The sequence below is a fragment of the Streptomonospora nanhaiensis genome (genome assembly GCF_013410565.1).
In the GTDB taxonomy this organism is placed as follows: Bacteria; Actinomycetota; Actinomycetes; order Streptosporangiales; family Streptosporangiaceae; genus Streptomonospora; species Streptomonospora nanhaiensis.
Window position 1 is genome coordinate 5,706,178 of record NZ_JACCFO010000001.1, and the last position, 20,484, is coordinate 5,726,661.

Annotated in this window: 18 protein-coding genes; 13 read left to right on the top strand and 5 right to left on the bottom strand. The window is 73.9% G+C overall.

Going from position 1 to position 20,484, the window contains the following annotated elements; genetic code table 11:
- Nucleotides 1–128: 128 nt before the first annotated feature.
- The 5 genes from HNR12_RS25150 (at nt 129) to HNR12_RS25170 (ending at nt 5,289) form a co-directional block, all read left to right on the top strand.
- The gene (locus HNR12_RS25150) at nt 129–1,025 is read left to right on the top strand and encodes a carbohydrate ABC transporter permease (protein WP_179769867.1); all 897 of its coding nucleotides are present in this window, start codon (nt 129–131) and stop codon (nt 1,023–1,025) included.
- A gap of 89 nt (nt 1,026–1,114) precedes the next feature.
- Entirely contained in the window at nt 1,115–1,939 is an 825-nt protein-coding gene (locus HNR12_RS25155) for a carbohydrate ABC transporter permease (RefSeq protein WP_372451099.1), read from the top strand.
- Nucleotides 1,940–1,977: 38 nt separating this feature from the next.
- A complete protein-coding gene (locus HNR12_RS25160; protein WP_179770903.1) occupies nt 1,978–3,402 on the top strand; it encodes a GH1 family beta-glucosidase in 1,425 nt (474 codons plus the stop codon).
- Between the two features lie 105 nt (nt 3,403–3,507).
- Entirely contained in the window at nt 3,508–4,530 is a 1,023-nt protein-coding gene (locus tag HNR12_RS25165) for a LacI family DNA-binding transcriptional regulator (protein WP_179769869.1), read from the top strand.
- A 78-nt stretch (nt 4,531–4,608) separates the two neighbouring features.
- Nucleotides 4,609–5,289, top strand: a complete 681-nt coding sequence (locus HNR12_RS25170) for a hypothetical protein (protein WP_179769870.1) — start codon at nt 4,609–4,611, stop codon at nt 5,287–5,289.
- Nucleotides 5,290–5,330: 41 nt separating this feature from the next.
- Here the strand turns inward: HNR12_RS25170 and HNR12_RS25175 are convergent, their stop codons facing one another.
- On the bottom strand, nt 5,331–6,530 hold the full coding sequence (locus HNR12_RS25175) for a M15 family metallopeptidase (protein WP_308118405.1): 1,200 nt from the start codon (nt 6,528–6,530) through the stop codon (nt 5,331–5,333).
- Nucleotides 6,531–7,129: 599 nt separating this feature from the next.
- Between HNR12_RS25175 and HNR12_RS25180 the strand changes: the two genes are divergently transcribed.
- From HNR12_RS25180 to HNR12_RS25195, 4 genes are all read left to right on the top strand, one after another.
- Nucleotides 7,130–10,327, top strand: a complete 3,198-nt coding sequence (locus HNR12_RS25180) for a sensor histidine kinase (protein ID WP_308118404.1) — start codon at nt 7,130–7,132, stop codon at nt 10,325–10,327.
- Nucleotides 10,328–10,562: 235 nt separating this feature from the next.
- Nucleotides 10,563–10,964 (top strand): roadblock/LC7 domain-containing protein, encoded by a 402-nt coding sequence (locus tag HNR12_RS25185; protein ID WP_179769872.1) that lies wholly within the window; start codon nt 10,563–10,565, stop codon nt 10,962–10,964.
- 20 nt (nt 10,965–10,984) lie between these two features.
- Nucleotides 10,985–11,464: a DUF742 domain-containing protein gene (locus HNR12_RS25190; protein ID WP_179769873.1), complete on the top strand. Its 480-nt coding sequence runs from the start codon at nt 10,985–10,987 to the stop codon at nt 11,462–11,464.
- Between the two features lie 34 nt (nt 11,465–11,498).
- Entirely contained in the window at nt 11,499–12,092 is a 594-nt protein-coding gene (locus tag HNR12_RS25195; RefSeq protein WP_179769874.1) for a GTP-binding protein, read from the top strand.
- A 102-nt stretch (nt 12,093–12,194) separates the two neighbouring features.
- Here the strand turns inward: HNR12_RS25195 and HNR12_RS25200 are convergent, their stop codons facing one another.
- Nucleotides 12,195–12,860 carry a cyclase family protein gene (locus tag HNR12_RS25200; protein WP_308118403.1) on the bottom strand — a complete coding sequence of 222 codons (666 nt, stop codon included), beginning with the start codon at nt 12,858–12,860 and terminating at the stop codon, nt 12,195–12,197.
- Nucleotides 12,861–13,021: 161 nt separating this feature from the next.
- Here HNR12_RS25200 and HNR12_RS25205 point away from each other — a divergent pair, with 161 nt between their 5' ends.
- The gene (locus tag HNR12_RS25205; RefSeq protein WP_179770905.1) at nt 13,022–14,677 is read left to right on the top strand and encodes a DUF885 domain-containing protein; all 1,656 of its coding nucleotides are present in this window, start codon (nt 13,022–13,024) and stop codon (nt 14,675–14,677) included.
- 100 nt (nt 14,678–14,777) lie between these two features.
- Here the strand turns inward: HNR12_RS25205 and HNR12_RS25210 are convergent, their stop codons facing one another.
- The 3 genes from HNR12_RS25210 to HNR12_RS25220 all read right to left on the bottom strand — a co-directional run bounded on the left by HNR12_RS25210 (nt 14,778) and on the right by HNR12_RS25220 (nt 18,057).
- A complete protein-coding gene (locus HNR12_RS25210) occupies nt 14,778–15,299 on the bottom strand; it encodes a carboxymuconolactone decarboxylase family protein (RefSeq protein WP_179769876.1) in 522 nt (173 codons plus the stop codon).
- Nucleotides 15,300–15,424: 125 nt separating this feature from the next.
- Nucleotides 15,425–16,888, bottom strand: a complete 1,464-nt coding sequence (locus tag HNR12_RS25215) for an MFS transporter (protein WP_218902047.1) — start codon at nt 16,886–16,888, stop codon at nt 15,425–15,427.
- Between the two features lie 14 nt (nt 16,889–16,902).
- Nucleotides 16,903–18,057: a serine hydrolase domain-containing protein gene (locus HNR12_RS25220; RefSeq protein ID WP_179769878.1), complete on the bottom strand. Its 1,155-nt coding sequence runs from the start codon at nt 18,055–18,057 to the stop codon at nt 16,903–16,905.
- 345 nt (nt 18,058–18,402) lie between these two features.
- On the opposite strand from HNR12_RS25220, the gene HNR12_RS25225 reads away from it, so the two are divergent.
- The 3 genes from HNR12_RS25225 to HNR12_RS25235 all read left to right on the top strand — a co-directional run bounded on the left by HNR12_RS25225 (nt 18,403) and on the right by HNR12_RS25235 (nt 20,466).
- Complete coding sequence (locus tag HNR12_RS25225) at nt 18,403–19,347, top strand: TerC family protein (protein ID WP_179769879.1); 945 nt, start codon at nt 18,403–18,405, stop codon at nt 19,345–19,347.
- 160 nt (nt 19,348–19,507) lie between these two features.
- Nucleotides 19,508–20,053 (top strand): HIT family protein, encoded by a 546-nt coding sequence (locus HNR12_RS25230; protein ID WP_179769880.1) that lies wholly within the window; start codon nt 19,508–19,510, stop codon nt 20,051–20,053.
- Nucleotides 20,054–20,091: 38 nt separating this feature from the next.
- Nucleotides 20,092–20,466 carry a thiol-disulfide oxidoreductase DCC family protein gene (locus HNR12_RS25235; protein WP_179769881.1) on the top strand — a complete coding sequence of 125 codons (375 nt, stop codon included), beginning with the start codon at nt 20,092–20,094 and terminating at the stop codon, nt 20,464–20,466.
- Nucleotides 20,467–20,484: the final 18 nt, after the last annotated feature.

The following is a 20,484-nucleotide window of genomic DNA, read 5'->3' on the forward strand; positions in this document are numbered from 1 at the left end:
GAAAGGAGCGCGACGTGACCTCCCTCCAGCACGGCGCCCCGCCGTCACGCCCCCCAGGGCGTGTTGACGGGGGTGCCCGGACCCGAGACCGCGACCCGCGGCGGCAGGCGCGTGCGCGCCGCCGACTGATGTGGAGCCGCCTTGACGTCCGCGCCTCCCCCTACGCGTTCATCGCCCCGTTCTTCCTGCTGTTCGGGGTCTTCGGGCTGTTCCCCCTGCTCTACACGGTCTGGGTCTCCCTGCACGACTGGAGCCTGATCGGCGGCAACGAGGGCTGGGCGGGCCTGGACAACTACGCCCGCCTGGTGACCGACCCCGTCTTCTGGAACGCTCTCTACAACACCCTGGGCATCTTCGTCCTGGCGGTCGTACCGCAGCTGCTCCTCGCGCTGCTGCTGGCCGACACGCTCAACCGGCGCATCCGCTTCGCCAACCTGTTCCGGATGACGCTGATCCTGCCCTACATCACCTCCATCGCCGCGCTGGCCATCGTGTTCAGCACGCTGTTCGGTGGAGAGCAGTTCGGCCTGATCAACCAGCTGCTGGCCGCAATGGGCCTGGAGCCCATCGCCTGGCACGGCGACCGCTACGCCGCCTGGACCGCGATCGCCGTCATGATCGACTGGCGCTGGACCGGCTACAACGCGCTCATCTACCTGGCGGCGATGCAGTCGATCCCCAAGGACGTCTACGAGGCGGCCGACCTCGACGGCGCCTCGCGCATGCGCCAGTTCTGGCAGATCACCATCCCGCTGCTGCGGCCCACCATCGTCTTCACGGTGATCATCTCGACCATCGGCCAGATGCAGCTGTTCACCGAGCCGGCCATCTTCGACAACAGCGCCGGCTACGGAGGCGGCACCCAGGGCCAGTTCCAGACGGTCATGATGCTCGTCTTCGAAGAGGTCTTCACCTACCAGAACTACGGCTACGCCGCGGCGGTCTCGTGGGTGCTGTTCCTGCTCGTCGTGCTGCTCGGCCTGCTCAACACGTGGCTCACCAGCCGGATTCGAGGTGCGGAATGACGGCGACCACCCTGCGGCCGGCCTCCACGCAGCGCCCCGCCCAGCACCGCCGCAGGGCCGGCCGGCGGCGATCGGGCTCCCTGCGCCGCATGCGCCAGGCCACGCCGCTGACCTACTTCGCGCTGCTGCTGACCCTCGTGCTGTCGGTGTTCCCGCTGTGGTGGATGTTCGTCATCGCCACCCGCACCACCACCGCGGCCAGCCAGTTCCCCCCGGCCCTGCTGCCCGGGCCCAACTTCGGCGCCAACATCGTGCGCCTGTTCGAGAACCCCTCGGCCAACTTCACCACCGGCCTGCTCAACTCCCTCATCGCCTCGACCACGGTGGCGGTCTCGGTGGTGTTCTTCTGCTCCCTGGCCGGGTTCGCGCTGGCCAAGCTGAACTTCAAGGGCCGCACCGTGGCCACCGTGGCGGTCGTGGTCACCATGGCCGTGCCCGTGCAGATCGGGCTGGTGCCGCTGCTGATCCTCATGGAGTGGTTCGGCTGGCGCGGCGAGCTGCAGTCGGTGATCGTGCCGTTCATGGTCAGCGGTTTCGGCGTGTTCATGATGCGCCAGTACGTCACCCAGACCATCCCCGACGAGCTGATCGAGGCGGCCCGCATCGACGGCTGCTCCACGTTCCGCATCTACTGGAGCATCGTGCTGCCCGCCCTGCGCCCGGCCATGGTGGTGCTGGGCCTGCTGACGTTCATGCAGACCTGGAACGAGTTCATCTGGGCCCTCGCCGTGCTCTCGCCGAGCAACCCCACGGTCCAGTTCTCCATCCAGCAGCTCAACGAGTCCGCCTACGCGCGCGACTTCGCCCTGATGTTCACCGGCGCGACCTTCGCGACCCTCCCCCTACTCATCATTTTCGTCGTGCTCGGCCGCCAGCTCGTCGGCCGCATCATGGAAGGTGCGATCAAAGCGTGACCCAGTCCCTTTCCCACGTGCCCACCGCCGCCGAACCGATACCCGGCACCGCCACCGGCGCCGAGGCCGCCGTCCGCTTCCCCGCGGACTTCGTGTGGGGCGCCTCCACCGCCTCCTTCCAGATCGAGGGCAGCACCACCGCCGACGGCCGCGGCCCCAGCATCTGGGACACCTTCGCCAACACCCCGGGCAAGGTCCTCAACGGCGACACCGGCGAACCCGCCGTGGACCACTACCGCCGCTACGCCGAGGACATCGGCATCATGCGCGAACTGGGGATCGGCGCCTACCGGTTCTCCGTCGCCTGGCCGCGGATCCTGCCCGAGGGCGCGGGGGCGGTCAACCAGGCCGGCCTGGACTTCTACGACCGGCTCCTGGACGGCCTGCTCGCCGCCGGGATCACCCCCTGGCCCACCCTCTACCACTGGGACCTGCCCCAGGCGCTGGAGGACAAGGGCGGCTGGCCCAACCGCGACACCGCCTACCGCTTCGCCGAGTACGCCGAGGTGCTGCGCGACCGCTTCGGCGACCGCGTCAGCGACTGGACCACCCTCAACGAGCCCTGGTGCGCGGCGTTCCTGGGCTACGCCGACGGCGTGCACGCCCCGGGCCGGCGCGAGCCGGCCGCCGCCCTGGCTGCCGCCCACCACCTGATGCTGGGCCACGGCCTGGCGGCCGCGGTGCTGCGCGAGGGCGCCGGCGGCGGGCAGCGGCGCGTGGGCCTGACCCTCAACCAGACCACCGTGCGGCCCTACACCACCTCGCCCGCCGACATCGCGGTCGCCCGCCGCGCCGACGGCGTGCGCAACCGGGTGTTCACCGGTCCGCTGTTCCGCGGCGCCTACCCCGCCGACATGCTGGAGGACCTGGCCGCCGTCAGCGACTTCGCGTTCGTCCGCGACGGCGACCTGGCCGTGATCAACGCGCCGCTGGACCACCTGGGCGTCAACTACTACACCCCGCACTGGGTCTCGGCCTCCAGCGATGGCATCGACCCCTCCCGCGTGGAGAGCGGCGGCGACAGCGGCGCCTACGTCGGCTGCGACGACGTGGTGTTCGTCAGCCAGGGCCTGCCGCGCACCGGCATCGGCTGGGAGATCGACGCCACCGGGCTGTACGAGGTGCTGGTGCGCCTGGCCGCCGAGTGCCCCGGCGTGCCCATGTACGTCCACGAGAACGGCGCGGCCTACGAGGACGAGGTCGGCCCCGACGGCCAGGTGCACGACCCCGAGCGCACCGCCTACATCGACGCCCACCTGCGCACCGTGCACGAGGCGCTGAAGGCCGGCGTGCCCATGCGCGGCTACTTCGTGTGGTCGCTGCTGGACAACTTCGAGTGGGCCTGGGGCTACTCCCAGCGCTTCGGGCTGGTCCACGTCGACTACGAGACCCAGCAGCGCCGCGTCAAGGACAGCGGGCGCTGGTACGCCGACGTCATCCGGCGAGGTGGGCTGGCCGTGTAGCAGGGGATGTAATGCTGGTAGGGGCGCCGGGGCGGGCAGGACCGCCCCGCTCGGGCGCCCAGGGACACCCGGGGTCGGGTGCGAGGGGATGGGGAAGGTGTTGCGATGAATGGGGGCCGGCGGCCGACGCTGGAGATGGTGGCGATGCGCGCGGGGGTCGGGCGCGGCACCGTCTCCCGGGTCATCAACGGATCGGACCAGGTGAGTCCGGCCACGCGCGAGGCGGTGCGCACCGCCATCGCCGAGTTGGGCTACGTCCCCAACCACGCCGCCCGCACCCTGGTCACGCGGCGCACCGACACGGTGGCCTTCGTGATCGCCGAGTCCGACGACCGCCTGTTCGCCCAGCCGTTCTTCGCGCAGATCGTGCGGGGGGTCAGCACCGCGCTCAACGAACTGGGCCTGCAGATGCTGCTGACCACCGTGCGGTCGGCCGACGAGTACGAGCGGCTGGGCGACTACCTCACCGCCCACCACGTCGACGGCGTGCTGCTGGTGTCCCTGCACGCCGACGACCCCCTGCCCGACCGCCTGGTCGAGGCGGGGGTGCCGTTTGTGATCGGCGGCCGGCCCTCGTGGCAGACCCGCCACCCCGTGCACTCGGTGGACGTCGACAACGTCGGCGGGGCGCACACCGCCACCCGCAGGCTCGTCGAGACCGGCCGGCGGCGCATCGCCACCGTCGCCGGCCCCCCCGACATGGTGGCCGGCGAGGACCGCCTGGAGGGCTACCTCACGGCGCTGCGCGAGGCCGGCCTGCCCCCGGCGCCCGAACTCGTGGCCCGCGGCGACTTCAGCTACGAGAGCGGCGAGGCCGCCATGCGCCGGATCCTGGAGGCCGCCCCCGACGTCGACGCGGTGTTCGTCGCCTCCGACCCCATGGCGCTGGCGGTCCTCAAGGTGCTGCGCAGCGCCGGCCGGCGCGTCCCCGACGACGTCGCCGTCATCGGCTACGACAACTCGCCCTTCGCCGCCCACAGCGACCCCCCGCTGACCAGCGTGCACCAGCCCACCGAGCGCATGGGCAGCGAGATGGCGCGCATCCTGGCCGACATCGCGATCCCCGGCGCCGCCGACCACACCGAGCGGATGCTCGACACCCACCTGGTCATCCGCGAGTCCGGCTGAGCGGGGGCGCGCCGGGCACCGGTGCGGGCGAGATACCGTGAACCAGCGGACATGTCGCCGGTGAGGGGAGCGCGCGCCATGCGGTGGGTCACCTATCTGTCGCCCAGCGGGGGCCTGGAGCGGCCGGGCGTGGTCGACGACGGCTGCGTCTTCGGCTACCCCGGCGACGAACCCCTGCCCGAGCTGCTGGGGCGCAGCCCCGACCTGCTCGCCGACGCCTTCCACAAGGCGCTGGCCGCGCCGGTCGAGATCATCGTGGAGTTCGAGACCCGGCTGTGCGCGCCGATCTCCTTCTCCGCGCCGGTGCCCGCCCGGGTGGCCGACGCCTGGACCGACCTCGACCCCGCCCTGGTGCGCGGCACCGACGACGGCGTCGCCCTGCCGCCGGGCGCCGAGGCCCTGGTCGCCGACATCGGCGTGCTCGCGCTGTTCGGCGAGCGCGGCCGGCACACCGGCTACGCCCCGGCGTGCCTGTGGAGCACGCCCGAGGGGCACCAGGTGGCGCTGACCACCGGACCGGCCGTGGTGACCCCCGAGGAGTTCGACGGCTCCGGGCTGCGGGTGGCGGCCGCCGTCGAGGACACCGAACTGGCCGCGGCGGCCGTGGACGGCGGCCTGGCCTGGGCCTCGGGCGCGCCCGGGGCGGGCGCGGCGGCCGTGCTGCCCGCGCGCACCCGGCCGCTGGAGGCCGGCGAGGAGCTGTTCGTCGACGGCGGTCCGCTAGGGGAGTTCGAGATCCGGGTGGGCTCGGGCGCCTGAGCGCCCGTCAGCGGGCGCCGGCGCCCGCCGACGGTGCCGGCTCAGCCGGTGTACTCCCAGTGCCAGGGCTCGAACCCGCCCCGGGCCCAGTCGGGGTTGTGCCAGCCGTAGTCGGGCGCGGTGCGCAGCATCCACGCGTGCTCGGCCGAGCCGTGCTCGTTGACCCCGCCGCACAGGTCCACGGCCGCGCCCTCGCCGTGCGTGCTGGTGCCCGGGCCGGCGGCCATGCCCGCCTCCTTCTCGCGGAACAGCCGCACCTGCTCGGCGTAGGGCCGGTAGGAGTCGGTGACGCACATCGGCCGGCCGAACCGCTCGCGGAACGCGCCGTCGAGGCGGATGAACGCGGCGGCGGCGTCGGCCCGCAGCATCTCGCCGGGCTGGGGGAGCGGGCACAGCGCCGACTCCGGGATGCGGCCGTTGGGGTACCCCTCGGCGCCCGAGGCGGTGCAGGGCTCCCCGGAGGCGGGCTCCGCGCCGGCGGCGGGCCCGGCCCCGCTCCCGGCCGAGGCGGCCGAGGAAGCCCGGTCCAGGGCGGCCTCGCGCCGGTCCTCCAGTTCCTCTCGCTCCCCGCCGCCGCGGACCCGCGCCAGGCGCAGTTCCAACTCGGTCTGCTCGGCGGTGATGTCGGCGAGGGCGTCCTCCTGCTCGGCGACCGCCTCCAGGGCGGCGTCCCGGGCGTCGGCGGCCTCCTCGGCCGCGGCGGCCCGCTCCTCCTCGGCGTCCTCGGCCCGCTCGGCCAGGGTCCGGGCGGCGGTGCTCGCGGCGTCGGCGGTGGCCACGGTGTCGGAGCGGCGCCCGCCGACCAGCGCCAGGTAGGCCGAGCGGTCCAGGGCCTCCTGGGGGCCCCGGGAGGAGGTCCAGGCCACGGCCGGGCTGAGGTCGGCGCCCTTGTAGGCGGCCGCGGCGTAGCGGGCGGCGTCGCCGCGGGCCTGGGCGCCGCGCCCGGCGGCGCGGTCGGCGGCGCGGCGGGCGGCGTCGCTCTCGGAGCGGGCCTCGGCCAGCCGGTCGGCGGCGTCGGCGTAGGCGAGGATGGCGGCGTCGGCGTCGGCCTGCAGGTCGTCGAGCCGGGCGCGGACCGCCGCCAGGTCGCTGGTCAGCTCGGCCGGGGACGCCTCGCCGTCGGCCTCGCGGGGCGGGTCGGCGTGGGCGGTACCGGACAGGACGGCGGCCAGGCACAGCCCCAGGGCGGCGGCGCGGCGCGCGCGTCCGGGGCGGGGTGCGGCAGGCGGAACCGGGTTCACGGGCGCTCCCCCCAAAACATGCGTCTCACCTGCAACGGTGACACGGTGAACAGGGGTCTTCACCGAAGGCTCCCGGCGTGTTCCAAAAGTTATGAATGTGATGCGGTCCACGGGGTAGGCGGCACAGCCGCCGTGGTCGCGGCCTCGCGGAGGGGGTGGGCACCGGGTTCCGGATCTCCGCCGCGCCCGCCGCGCCGGAATGCGGGGACGATCGCCAGCGGCGAGGCCTCTGCGCGGATTGATACGCTATCCACCTCACGTGCACCATTTTTGGTTTATGGTGCACAACGCCTCTTCATTCCCCCTGAGGCAGCGTCCGAGCGCGGAACCCCACCTTTTCCGCGCCGGCGGCCGATCACGAGCAGGCCCGCTCTGGCGCCTATCACCAAGGGTCCCGTACGGTCTCTTTCGGATCCGGTACCACCTCATGGGGACCAACATCCGGTAGTCGAGGCGGTGGACACGAAAGGTTGCGAGGGTCCGTGCCGACACGAGCGACAGATGACGCAGGCGGCGCCGTCCGGGGCGCGCCTCAGCCCGACAGCGCCGTCACGGCGGCCGAGCCCCGTGCGCGCTGGTGGGCCCCGCGCGAATGGCGGGTGCGCCCGCGACTGATCGCTCTGATCGTCATCCCCACCGCGGCGGCGCTCGTCCTGGGCGGCCTGCGGATCTCCGAGAGCATCGTCAACACCGTCACCCACGACCGCATCGAGCAGATGGCGGCCCTGACGGAGTCGATGGTCCACCTCGGCGACGAACTGGGCCGGGAGCGGGTCTACTCCGCCGCCTACATCGCCGACAACGTCGACCCCGACGAGCGGTCCCAGCAGAAGCTCGACGCCCTCCAGGAGCAGATCCAGGAGAGCCGCCAGGCCGAGCAGGAGGTCCGCAACCTCATCGATGGCCTGGGCGACCCCGGCACCCAGCTCGCCGCCAACCGGCTGCAGGGCCTCCAGGGCAGCCTGGGCAACCTGGACACCGTCCGCACCGAGGTGCAGTCCACGCGCACCTCGGTGCTCTCCATGGTGACCAAGTACCGCCAGGTCATCGGCTCCCTCGCCGACTTCACCCAGATCATCGCCGAGGCCACGAGCGACACCGAGCTGCGCGAGAGCGTCCGCGCGCTCACCGCCCTGGCCAACGCCCGCGAGGAGCTGTCCTACGAGGGCGCCCTCATGCTGCACTCGCTGAGCACCGGCACGATGTCCAACGGCATCCGCTCGGAGGTCGAGGACAGCCGCGCCGGGTTCGAGCACGAGCGCGAGAACTTCCGCGACAGCGCCACGACCCAGCAGGCCCAGCTCTACGAGGAGATGTACGCCGGCCCCGAGGTCAGCCAGGTCGACACCATGCGGCTGCGGGCGGTCATGCGGGCGCGGGACAGCCAGGACATCACCAGCGTGATGCAGGACTCCACGCCGCAGGACTACCAGGACGCCCTGGACGGCACGCTGGACCGGATGCACGACCTGGAGAGCACCCTGGCCTCGGGGGTGCGCACCCAGGCCGACGAGCTGCGCTCGGGCGCGTTCAACCTGGCGCTGCTGGACACCGCTCTGGTGCTGGCCGTCCTCATCGCCGTGTTCGTGCTGACCTCCATCGTGGTCCGCTCGCTGGTCCGCCCGCTGCGCGCGCTGCGCGAGGGCGCCCTGCGCATCGCCGAGGAGGACCTGCCCGGCGCCATCGCCCGCATGCAGGAGTCCAGCTCTGCCCCCGGCGACGTCGAGGTCAGCCCCATCGAGGTCACCTCCCGCGACGAGATCGGCGAGGTCGCCCGGTCCTTCGACGAGGTCCACCGCGTGGCGCTGCGCCTGGCCTCCGACGAGGCCGCCCTGCGCAGCAACGTCAACGCGATGTTCGTCAACCTCTCCCGCCGCAGCCAGACCCTGGTGGAGCGGCAGCTGCGCCTGATCGACGGCCTGGAGCAGGGCGAGCAGGACTCCGACCGGCTGTCGGACCTCTTCCAGCTCGACCACCTCGCCACCCGCATGCGGCGCAACAACGAGAACCTGCTGGTCCTCTCGGGCCAGGACAACACCCGCAAGTGGGCCCAGCCGGTCCCGCTGGTCGACGTGCTGCGCGGCGCGATCTCCGAGGTCGACGAGTACGAGCGCGTCAACGTGCGCGCCCCCTCCCACATCTCGGTCCTGGGCCGCCCCGTCAACGACGTCATCCACCTGGTGGCCGAGCTGGTCGAGAACGCCACGGCGTTCTCCTCCAAGGACACCCAGGTGGCGGTCAACGCCCAGGTCCTGGAGGACGGCGGCGTGCGGGTCGAGGTCACCGACAGCGGCATCGGCATGCCGCCCGACGAGATCGCCGCCACCAACGCCCGCCTGGCCGAGCCGCCCGTCATCGACGTCGGCGTCTCCCGCCGCATGGGCCTGTTCGTGGTCAGCCGCCTGGCCGCCCGCCACGGCATCCGGGTGTGGCTGTCGGAGGCCCACAACGGCGGCATCACCGCCACGGCCGTGCTGCCGCCCGACCTGCTGATCACCCCGGTGGAGCCGCAGGCCCCCGTCGAGCCGCCCGCGCTGGGCCCCTCGGCGCCCGACACCTACGCCGAGGCCGCCGCGGCCTTCGCCGCCAACCCCGCGCCGCCCGAGCCCGGGGTGTGGGGCGGCGCCGGGGACTTCGGCCGCTCCTCGGCGGCCTCCGACCTGCCCAAGCGCGAGCCCGGCTACAACCGGCCCGCCGTCTCGGGCGCCTCCGCCCCCGCCGAGCACCCGCCCAGCGGCGAGGACCTGTGGGCCGCCGGCTCCTCCGGCTGGGCCAACCCGCCCGCCGCGCCGGGCGCCCGCCCCCTGCCGCCGGCCGAGCCGCGCCGCACCGAGCCCGAGCCCCCGCGTGCCGAGCCGCCCGCCTCCGAGCGGCCGCCGCTTCCCGAGCGCCCGGCGCCCGAGCCGCCGCGCAGCCCTTCGCCGTGGGACACCCCCGGCTGGAGCGGCGAGCCCCGCCGCGCCGAGCCCGAGGCGCCGCGCTCCTACGAGCGGCCCGCCCCTCCGCCGGCCCAGCCCTACGCCGAGGAGCGCCGCCCGTGGGAGGCCGACTCCGCGCCGGCCGCGCCGAGCGACAACGTCTGGGCCGCGCCCAGCCGGCGCACCCCCCAGCCGCCCCGGCCCGAGTGGAGCGGCGACCACGACTCCCGCGAGGGCTACGGCTCCACCGCCTACATCTCGCGCCGCTACGGCGGCACGGGCGCCGGGCAGAACACCGTGGTGCCGCCCTCGCCGGAGGAGAGCAGCTCCGAGGCGCTGCCGATCTTCGACGCCATCGAGTCCAACTGGTTCCGCCGCCGCAGCGGGGGACCGGCCTCCGAGCCCGAGACCGGCCCGCTGCCGCGCTTCGCCGACAGCGGCGCGGCCGACGGCGCCCGCCGCGAGCCCCCCGCCGCCGACTCCGCCGGACGCTACGGGTCGGCGCCCGCCGCGCCCGCCCCCGCCGCCAACGGGTCCTCCGGCGGTGCCGCGGGGTCCTCCGGCGCCAACGGGCACGCCTCGCGCAACGGCGCGGGCGCCCGCCGGCCCGAGGACGAGTGGCGCTCCGACGCCGACCGCGGATGGCAGGCCGCCCGCTCGGCCGCCGAGCCCATCGCCGGCGGACTCACCTCCTCGGGGTTGCCAAAGCGCGTTCCCAAGGCGAACCTGGTTCCCGGAACCGCTCCGGCGCCCGAGCACGTCAAGCAGGTCCCTACGCGCTCGGCCGACCGGGTCCGCAACCGCTTCTCCGGCTTCCAGCGCGGAATCCGCGAGGGCCGCAGCCAGTTGGGCGGCCAGCCGGGCGAGGACGACAAGTGAACCGCGCGAGTACGGGCGGACGGCCTCCGACTCGACGCAGCCCGACCCGCGGGCCGTGCCATCCGGGTCCCTGTGGATCACGGAAATGCCACGGACTAGGATCTACCGAACCATTTGTGCATACCGTGATGATCGACACCAACCACTCGAATAAGGTCACTACAGGAGCCCACTCGGTCGACGGCCGGCCCGCGGGCCACGGTCACTCCCCCGGCCGGTATGGACAGGAGAGCAGATGAATCAACCGGTGAATGAGCTGAACTGGCTGATCACTGACTTCGCGAATCGAGTGCCGGACGTCGCACACGCGATCGTGGTTTCGTCGGACGGTCTGCCACTCGCCTCCTCTACCGGCTTCCCCGCCGACCGGGCCGACCAGCTCGCGGCCATCGCCTCGGGCCTCTCCAGCCTCACCCAGGGCGCCGCGCGCGTCTTCGAGGGCGGCGCTGTCGCCCAGACCGTGGTCGAGATGGAGCGCGGACTCCTGCTGATCATGTCGATCAGCGACGGTTCCTGCCTTGCCGTACTGGCGGCGGCCGAGTGCGACCTCGGCCTTGTCGCATACGAGATGACCCTGCTCGTCGAACGGGCCGGTCGTGCGCTGACCCCGGCGGCGCGCACCTCGGGAATCCACTGACCCACCACCGACAGGAGGAAGTGGTGGCACCTCACAGCCGAGATGCCGGGTCGTGGTTCGGGCAGCACCCCACCGGCGCCTCCAGACCGCTTGCGGCGGGGCCGGGCGGCGCGGACCTTCCACGATCCCCCCATCAACACGCCGACCAGGCGGCGGCCGGAGCACCCAGCTCGCTCGTCCGCCCCTACGCTGTCACCAAGGGCCGCACCAAGCCGAAGTCGCAGTTGCCGCTGGAGACCCTGATCTCCTCCACGGCCACCGCGCGCGCCGAGTCGGGGACCCTCACCCCCGAGTGCCAGGCCATCAGCGACCTGTGCCGCGAATGGCGCTCCGTCGCCGAGATCTCAGCCCTGCTGCGGATCCCGCTGGGAGTCGCCAGGGTGCTGGTCGCGGACATGTCCGAACAGGGACTGCTGCAGATCAGGTCGACGATCAACACCGACAGCCGGCCCAACGCCAACCTTCTTGAAAGGGTGCTCAGTGGACTTCGCAAGCTCTAGCGCGGCCGACGAGGGCGCTGCTGCGGCGAGTGCGATGACGTCGGTCAAGATCGTCGTCGCCGGAGGCTTCGGTGTCGGCAAGACGACATTCGTCGGCTCCGTCTCCGAGATCGTGCCGCTGACCACCGAGGCGGTCATGACCAGCGCCAGTGTCGGCGTCGACGACCTCGCCAAGACGCCGGACAAGCAGACCACCACCGTGGCCATGGACTTCGGCCGCGTCTCGCTGGACTCCGACCTCATCCTCTACCTGTTCGGCACCCCGGGCCAGCACCGCTTCTGGTTCATGTGGGACGACCTGGTCAAGGGCGCGATCGGCGCCGTGGTCCTGGTCGACACCCGCCGCCTCGCCGACTGCTTCCCCGCCATCGACTACTTCGAAGAGGCGCGGCTGCCGTTCATCGTGGCGATCAACGGGTTCGACGGCTACTACCCGCACGCCGCCGAGGAGGTCCGCGACGCCCTCACCCTCAGCGCGGACATCCCCATCGTGCAGGTCGACGCCCGCGACCGCACCTCGACCAAGGCCACGCTGATCACCCTGGTCGAGCACGCCATCAACGTGGGCGACGCCGGCGGCGCCGGCCAGCAGCCCACCTCCACCGGCGGCCAGGGCTCCTGGCGCTGATCCGGGACCGGTCCGCACCGGACCGGCCCCGGATCCCGGCCCGCACCGCGGCGGCGCGCCGCCGGCGGGCGCTTCGGGCACCTCGCGACGCGCGCCCGGCCCTCAGCCGGTGCGCACGGCCACCGCGCGCACCGGTGCGCCGTCGCCGCCGGCCAGCCGGATCGGCAGCGCGCAGAACAGCGGGTCGGGGAAGTCCACGTCCTCCAGGCGGCAGAGGTTCTCCACGATCGTGCCGCCCGCCCCCAGCACCGCCAGGTGCGCCGCCCAGTCCGGTTCGGGGTCGCCCGCGCGCCGGGTGGGGTCGGGGCTGGGCGTGTCCACGCCCACCGTGCGCACGCCCGCCGCCGTGAGCAGCCGGGCCGCCGAGCCGTCGAGGTAGGGGTGGTCGAAGTACCGGTCGGTGCCGTAGTGGGCCGCCCACCCGGTGCGCACCAGCACCGCCGTGCCCGGAGCCAGGCGCGGCACCCACGGCTCCAGGTCGGCGGAGGTGATGGGGGAGCGGTCGGGCCGGCCGGTCGCGTCGACCACCACCGCCGGGCAGACGAACAGCTCCAGCGGCAGCTCCTCCAGCCGCGCGCCGTCGGCCAGGAAGTGGAAGGGCGCGTCGGCGTGGGTCCCGCTGTGCGAGCCCATGTGCACCCGGGTGGAGGTGTAGCCGTGCTCGGCCAGGGTGGCCGCCTCCTCCAGCACCGGGGGGTCGTCCCCCGGGTAGGGCTGGGTCTCCGGCCCGATCGTCCGGCTCAGGTCCACCACACGCACCGCCCGCACGGCAGCCTCCTTCTGGCTCGCGTCACCTGGCGCCATGGATACCACGCGGTCGGTGCGCCCGGCGGCGCCGTACGGGGTGCACGGGGCACCGCGACGGGGCAAGATGGCAACCGATGACTCCACAGCCTTCCCACGACCAGCCCGACCCCGGCGCCAACGCCATGACCGACCGCTTCCACGAGGTCGGCGAGCGCATCCTCGACGCGCTGCTCGCCGAGTCGCCGGAATGGGCCGACGACCTCGGGGACCACCGCTACGCCGACCGCCTCAGCGACCACTCCGCCGAGGGCGAGGCCCGCCGCGCCGGCGTGATCACCGACGCGCTGGGCGCGCTGGACCAGATCGACGACCTGCTGCTGCCGGCCGCCGACCGGGTCGACCTGGAGATGCTGCGCAACCGGCTGTCGGCGGACCTGTGGCAGCTCACCGAGCTGCGGCCGCAGACCTGGGACCCCCTCGACCAGCTCCCCGGCGACGCCCTTTACAGCCTCGTCGCCGGCGAGGACCTGCCCGCCGAGGAGCGGCTGACCGCGCTGGCCGCCCGGTGCCGCGCCGTGCCCGACTTCCTGGCCACCGCCCGCGCCCGCCTGGCCGAGGGCCCCGGCATGCCCAAGGTCCACGTGCAGACCGCCGCCGCCCAGGCACGGGGAATCGTCGGCCTGCTCGGCGCCCCCGTCGACGCCCTGGTCGAGCAGGCGCCCGCGCTGCGCGGCGACGTCGACGCCGCCCGCGCGGCCGCCGCCGAGGCCCTGGGCGACCACGCCGCCTGGCTGGCCGCCCGCGCCGACACCGCCTCCGCCGACCCCCGGCTGGGCGCCCGCGACCACGCCGCCCGCCTCTGGTACACCCTCGACTCCGAGCTGAGCCAGGACGCCCTGCTCACCCGCGCCGAGAGCGACCTGCTGGCCACCGAGGAGGCCATGGCCGAGGCCGCCGCCGCGTTCGCCGGCGCGCCCGCGCGGCCCGGCCAGGTCCGCGAGGTCCTGGACCGCATCGCGGCCGAGAGCGCCACCGACGAGCACACCATCCGCCCCGGCTGCGAGCGCATCCTGGAGCACCTCTACGCCCGCACCCGCGAACTCGACTTCGCCACGGTCCCCGACCACCCGGTCCGGGTGATCCCCATGCCCGAGTCGCGGCGCGGCATGGCCGTGGCCTACTGCGACCCGCCCGGCCCGCTGTCGCCCACCCCCGAGCGCCCCACCCTCATCGCGGTCGCCCCGCCGCCCGGCGACTGGCCCGCCGAGCGCCGCGCGTCGTTCTACCGCGAGTACAACGCCGACATGCTGCGCGAGCTGATGGTGCACGAGGGCGTGCCCGGACACGCGCTCCAGTTGGCGCACGCCGCCGCCTACACCGGGGGCACCCGGCTGCGCCGCGCGCTGCTCAGCGGCACCTTCGTGGAGGGGTGGGCCGTCTACGCCGAGGAGGCCATGGCCGAACTGGGGTGGTCCGAGGACGAGGCCGAGAACCGGCGGCTGCGGCTGATGCAGCTCAAGACCCGGCTGCGCATGATCATCAACGCCATCCTCGACGTGCGCGTGCACGCCCACGGCATGACCGAGGCCGAGGCGATGGCGCTGCTGACCGAGCGCGGCCACCAGGAGGAGGGCGAGGCCGCGGGCAAGTGGCGCCGCGCCCAGCTCACCAGCGCCCAGCTGGCCACCTACTACGTCGGCTACCAGGAGGTGTCGGCGATCGTGCGCGACCTGCGCGCGGCCCGGCCCCAGGCCTCGCGCCGCGAGATCCACGACACCGTCCTCGCCCACGGCTCGCCCTCACCGCGCCACCTGCGCACCCTGCTCGGCCTGGGCTGAGGGGAGCGGGGGCCGCGCCGGCCGCCGGAGTCGGGTCCGCCGCCGAACGGAAAAAGGGGTGCGCAACGGTCGCCGTTCCGCACCCCTGAGCCCGCCGGTGCTAGTCCCGCCACTGCTCCGCGGGCGACACCCCGGGCAGCGGCTTGCCGATGAGGGCGAGGGGGAGGAAGAAGCACACCTGGCCGATCGCCATGATGAGGGTGGCCAGCGCCGTCTCGTCGTAGTGCGCGGCCGCCCGGGCGTACAGCTCGTCGGGGACCCGCTCGCCGTGGGGGTTGGGGGTCAGGACGGCCTCCACGAGCTCGAGCGCGACCCGCTCGGCCCCGGTGAAGTGGGGCGCGTCCCGCCAGGACGCCACGGCGGAGATGCGCTCCTCCGTCTCGCCGGCCGCGCGGAGGTTGCCGGTGTGCAGGACGGTCAGGTAGGTGCTGTCCGCGAGCTGCCCGGCGCGCAACTGGACCAGGCCGATCGTGGTCTTGGGGATCGAGCCGTTTCCGGTGGCCTGGAACAGGGCCCCGGCGACCTTGCCCAGCTCGGGGACGAGCTTGGCGGGGTTGCGCAGACGCGACTGGTGGGCGGTGCGCTCGGTCTCCGGGGCGGCGGAGGCGGGGGTGGTGGTCATGGTGGGTTTTCCCTTCCGGTCTTGACTGTCGTCTTCTTGACGGGTCGCGGGCGGGGAATGTGACCGGTGGCCGCGACGAGTTTTCGGCGGGCGCGGCAGCGGCCGGCGCGCCGCCCGCGCCCCGGTCACGCGACGGTGCTGGACGCCCCGCCGCGGGCGGGCGACGGCTCGGCCCCGCCCCGGCCCGCCCGCGGCCGGATGAGGAGCACGGCGGCGCAGACGGCGGCCAGGTAGAACGCGCCCGCGCCGAGCAGCCCGGTGGTGTAGCCGGCGGTCAGCGCGTCCCGCAGGGGCGCCCCCACCGGCTGGCCGGCGGTGGTGGCGGCGGCGACACCGGCCAGGACCGCCAGCCCCAGCGCGCCGCCGATCTGCTGGCTGGTGTTGACGAGCCCGGAGGCGATGCCGGAGTCCGCCGCGGCCACGCCCCGCACGCCGCCGATCGTCGCGGCGACGAAGCCGATCCCCAGGCCGATGCCCCCGACCAGTTGGGCCGGCAGCAAGGCGGTCAGGGCGTTCTGGTCGGGGGTCAGCACGCCGAACCAGCCCATCGCCGCGGCGGCCACCACCAGGCCGGCCGTCAGCGTGGTCCGGATGGAGGTGCGGGCGAGCAGGCGGGGGCCGACCACGCCGGAGCCGATGCCGATGCCGATCGCGAACGGCAGGTAGGCCAGCCCGGTGACCATGGGCGGGTAGTCCTTGACCGCCTGCATGTAGAGGGTGAGGAAGTAGAACGTCGCCAGTTGGCCCGCGCCCATGAGCAGCATGACCAGGTTGGCGCCGAACCGGGTGCGGTCGGCGAGCACACCGGCCGGGACCAGCGGGGTGCGGGCGCCGCGCTGGATGACGACGAACACGGCGGCCAGCACGAGGCCGGCCGCGCCGAAGGCGAGGGGGAACCCGTCGCCCAGGCCGTGGGAGCCGGCCCGGTTGACGGCGTAGACCAGCGAGCCCAGCGCGAGGGTCGCGGTGATCGCGCCGGGCAGGTCGATCCCGCCGCGCCGCCGGGTGCCGGGTACCACGGCGAGGGTGCCGGCGAGCAGCAGCAGGGCGAAGGGGATGTTGACGAACATGATCCACCGCCAGCCGAGGTACTCGGTGAGCGCGCCGCCGAGCAGCAGCCCGACCACGGCGCCGAGCCCGCCCATCGCGCCGTACACCCCGAGCGCCTTGTCGCGCGCCGGCCCGGCGGGGAAGGTGTCGGCGAGCAGGGACAGCGCGGCCGGGGCGATGATCGCGCCGCCCACGCCCTGCACCACCCGGGCGGCGATGAGCGTGGCCCCGGTCTGCGCCACGCCGCCCAGCAGGGAGGCGAGCAGGAACACCACCAGCCCGATCCGGAACAGCCTGCGGCGGCCGAACACGTCACCGGCCCGGCCGCCGGCCAGCAGCAGCCCCCCGAACGCCAGCGCGTAGGAGGTCAGGACCCAGTCCAGATCGGACTCTGCCATGCGCAGTCCCGCGCCGATGGCGGGCAGGCCCACGGTCACGATGGTGCCGTCCATCACGATCAGCAGTTGCGCCGCGGCCATCACCCACAGCGCCAGGCCACCGGACCGGGTGCGGGACGGGGTCTCCAGGTGCGAAGTCATGTCGAGCCTCCTCATCAGGCACCGGTGGCGGCGCGGTGGACCGCGGCGGCCAGCCGGTCGTGTTCGGGGTAAGACCAGTCGAAGGAGAAGCGGCGGCGGGTGTAGCCGAAGGCGATGCCGGCGCGCGGGTCGGCGAACGACTCCGCACCGGCGGACCCGTTGTGGCCGAAGGAGTTCGCGCTCAGGAAGGGGTAGCGCAGCCCCTTGGCCTGGAACCCCAGGGCGTACTGGCCGGCCTCGCCGGTGACCAGGTCGCCGCCGGTGGAGTGGAGCATGGCGAACTCGCCGAGGGTGTCGGGGGTGAGCAGCGGCGCCGCGCCGTCCACGCCCCAGACCGCGGCCGCGTACATCCGGGCCAGCCCGCGGGCGCTTCCGACGCCGCCGGCGGAGGACTGGCCGAGCGCGCGCACCCGCCGGGTGTTGAGGAAGGCCACCTGGTCCAGCGGCGGGGTGGAGTTGAGGCCGTAGCCGATGCCGGTGATGCTGTGCGGTCCCGGAACGTTCGCCCAGAACGCGGCCAGCTCCTCGGGGGACGCCAGCCCCGGCAGCACCTCCCGGAACCGGTCCTCCAGCGCCTCCGGCAGCCCCAGGTACAGGTCCAGCCCGTGGGGTGCGCGGACCCGCTCCTCGAAGTGCTCCCGCAGCGGGCGGCCGGTCGCCCGGCGGACCACCTCGTTGACGACCGCGAACGTCACGAACCCGCCGTAGCCGTAGGCCGAGCCCGGACGCCAGTACGGCCGCTGCCCGGCCAGCCGCCGCGCGATCACCCGGTCGTCGGCCAGCTCGTCGGCGGTGAGGCCGCCGTCGACGCCGATCACACCGGACCGGTGGGTGAGGACGTCCCGCACGGTGATCCGGTCCTTGCCCTTGGCGGCGAACTCCGGCCAGTAGTGCGCGACGGGCCGGTCCAGCTCCAGGGCGCCGTCCTGCACCAGCAGTGCCACCACCAGGGTCGCGGCGCCCTTGGTCGCCGAGTAGACGCCGGTCAGCGTGCCGCCCGTCACCTCGTCTCCGGCCCACAGGTCGACCACCTGGCGGCCGTGGACGTAGACGGCCAACTGCGCGCCGGCCCGGCCCGGACCCCTCTCCCCGGCCACCGCGGCGGCGAACTCCTCCCGCACCGCCTCGAAACCGCCGGTGACCGTCCCGTGGACATCGATGTCGCTCATCGCCGGTGCTTCTCCGTTCATCGTGTTACCGATTCGACGGAGGCATGACGCACGGGCCGCCGGAAGTGTGACCGGACCCCGGCGGTCCATCGCCGACGCGGTGTCCGCCACGGACTCGACCGCCGCCCCGAGGACGGCCCGGAACGAACACGACTTCCTCTTCCTCGCCCGGCGATCATGCGAGGAGCCCCGACGGGGCGGGCCCGGCGGGTGATACCGGGGCGTCCTGATCCGGCCAGGTGGGCGCCGCGCGATGTTACCTAGCCGCGTATACGGATGATCTAGACTCCCTACGCCAGTGGTAGACCCCCGACCGACACCTGCCCCCGGAGCTGACGCCCCGCCATGAGCACAGACCTGATCGTCGGATTCTTCACGCTGACAGCGTTGGAGATCGTCCTCGGAATCGACAACCTCGTCTTCATCTCGATCCTGGCGGGCAAGCTCCCCGAGCACCAGCGCGCCCGCGCCCGCCAGATCGGCATCGCGCTGGCGCTGGTCGGGCGGCTCGTCCTGCTCGCCTCGATCACCCTGATCATGCGGCTGACCGTGCCGCTGTTCACCGTCGCCGGGATCGAGTTCACCGGGCAGTCGATCATCCTGCTGGCGGGCGGCCTGTTCCTCATCGGCAAGGCCACCTACGAGATCCACGAGAGCCTTGAGGGCGAGGAGGACCACAAGGGGTCCAAGGTCCGCGCCGCCTTCGGCGCTGTGCTCCTCCAGATTGTGGCACTGGACCTGGTCTTCTCGCTGGACTCCGTCATCACCGCCGTGGGCATGATCGGCGACGAGCCCGGCGGCATCTGGGTCATGGTCGCGGCCGTGGTGATCGCCGTCGTCGTCATGCTGGTGTCGGCCGGCCCGCTCAGCCGGTTCGTCAACTCCCACCCCACGGTCAAGATGCTGGCGCTGTCGTTCCTGCTGCTCATCGGGTTCACCCTGGTGGCCGAGGGCCTGCACTTCCACGTCCCGCGGGGCTACATCTACTTCGCCATGGGCTTCTCGCTGTTCGTGGAGCTGCTCAACATCTTCGCCCGGCGCCGCCGCAAGGCCCAGCCGGTCAAGCTCAACAGCCGCTACGCCGACACCTCGTCCGACGCCGGCGCCCCGGCCGCGGCCTCCGCCGGCGCCGGGAGCGACACCCCCGCCGACCCCTCCGGCCCGGCCGCCGGCACCGACCCCAGCCCCGCCGCGGCCGCGACCCCCTCGCCCGCCGGCCCGGGCGGCTCGGGCCACTCCGACGGCGGCAGCGGCGGTTCCGACGGCGGCGGTGGCGGCGGCGGCGACTAGCCCGGCCGTGCGGGTGGCCCGCCGCCCGCACGCCCAGCGGCACCCCCGCGGCCCCAGGACTCCTATGCTGGAGGGATGAACGGGCGCCGTCCGCCGGCGGCGGACGGCGCCCTCGCCATGACGGGCACGACAACCAGCCGACGCGGTGAGGTGAGCGCGCATGAGTGAGGCCGAGCGGGAAACGCGCCCCGGCGACCCCGACGGCTTCGACCGCCTGTGGACCCCCCACCGCATGGCCTACATCAAGGGCGAGAACAAGCCGCGCGGCTCCGCGCCCGAGGACGGCTGCCCCTTCTGCCGCGCACCCGACCTCCCCGACACCGAGAGCCTGGTGGTGGCGCGCGGCAAGACCGCGTTCGCGGTGCTCAACCTCTACCCCTACAACAGCGGGCACCTGCTCATCTGCCCCTACCGGCACGTGGGCGACTACACCGGCCTCGATGACTCCGAGGCCGCCGAGTTCGCCGCGCTCACCCAGGAGGGCGTCACCGCGCTGCGCCGCGCCTACGAGCCCCAGGGGTTCAACATCGGCATGAACCTGGGCTCGGCCGCCGGCGCCGGGATCGCGGCCCACCTGCACCAGCACATCGTGCCCCGCTGGGGAGGCGACAACAACTTCATGCCCGTCATCGGGCGCACCAAGGTCCTGCCCGAACTGCTGCGGCAGACCCGCGACACGGTCGCCGGAGCCTGGCCCGACCACTGACGCGCCGCCGGCGCCCCGGCGAGGAGATGAGCCGTCCCATGTCCCGACCCGTTCTCGTCTTCGACGGCGACTGCGGCTTCTGCACCGACTGCGCCCGGCTCGCCCGGGACCGCGTCGCCCCCGGCGTCGACATCGTGCCCTGGCAGCGCGCGGGGCTGCCGCCCGGCACCGCCGAACGCGCCCGGCACGAGGTCCTGCTGCGGGACGCGGCCGGGCGGCGCGTGTGGGGCGGTGTGGACGCCGTGGCCGTGCTGCTGCTGGCCAGCCCCCGGCCCTGGTGGCCCGCCGCCGGGTGGCTGCTGCGCCGCGCTCCGGTGCGCGCGCTGGGCGCCGCCGCCTACCGGTGGGTCGCCCGCAACCGCCACCGCATGCCCGGCGGCACCCCCGCCTGTGCGCTCGGCCCCCCGACGTGAGGACCCTCACGCCGTGCC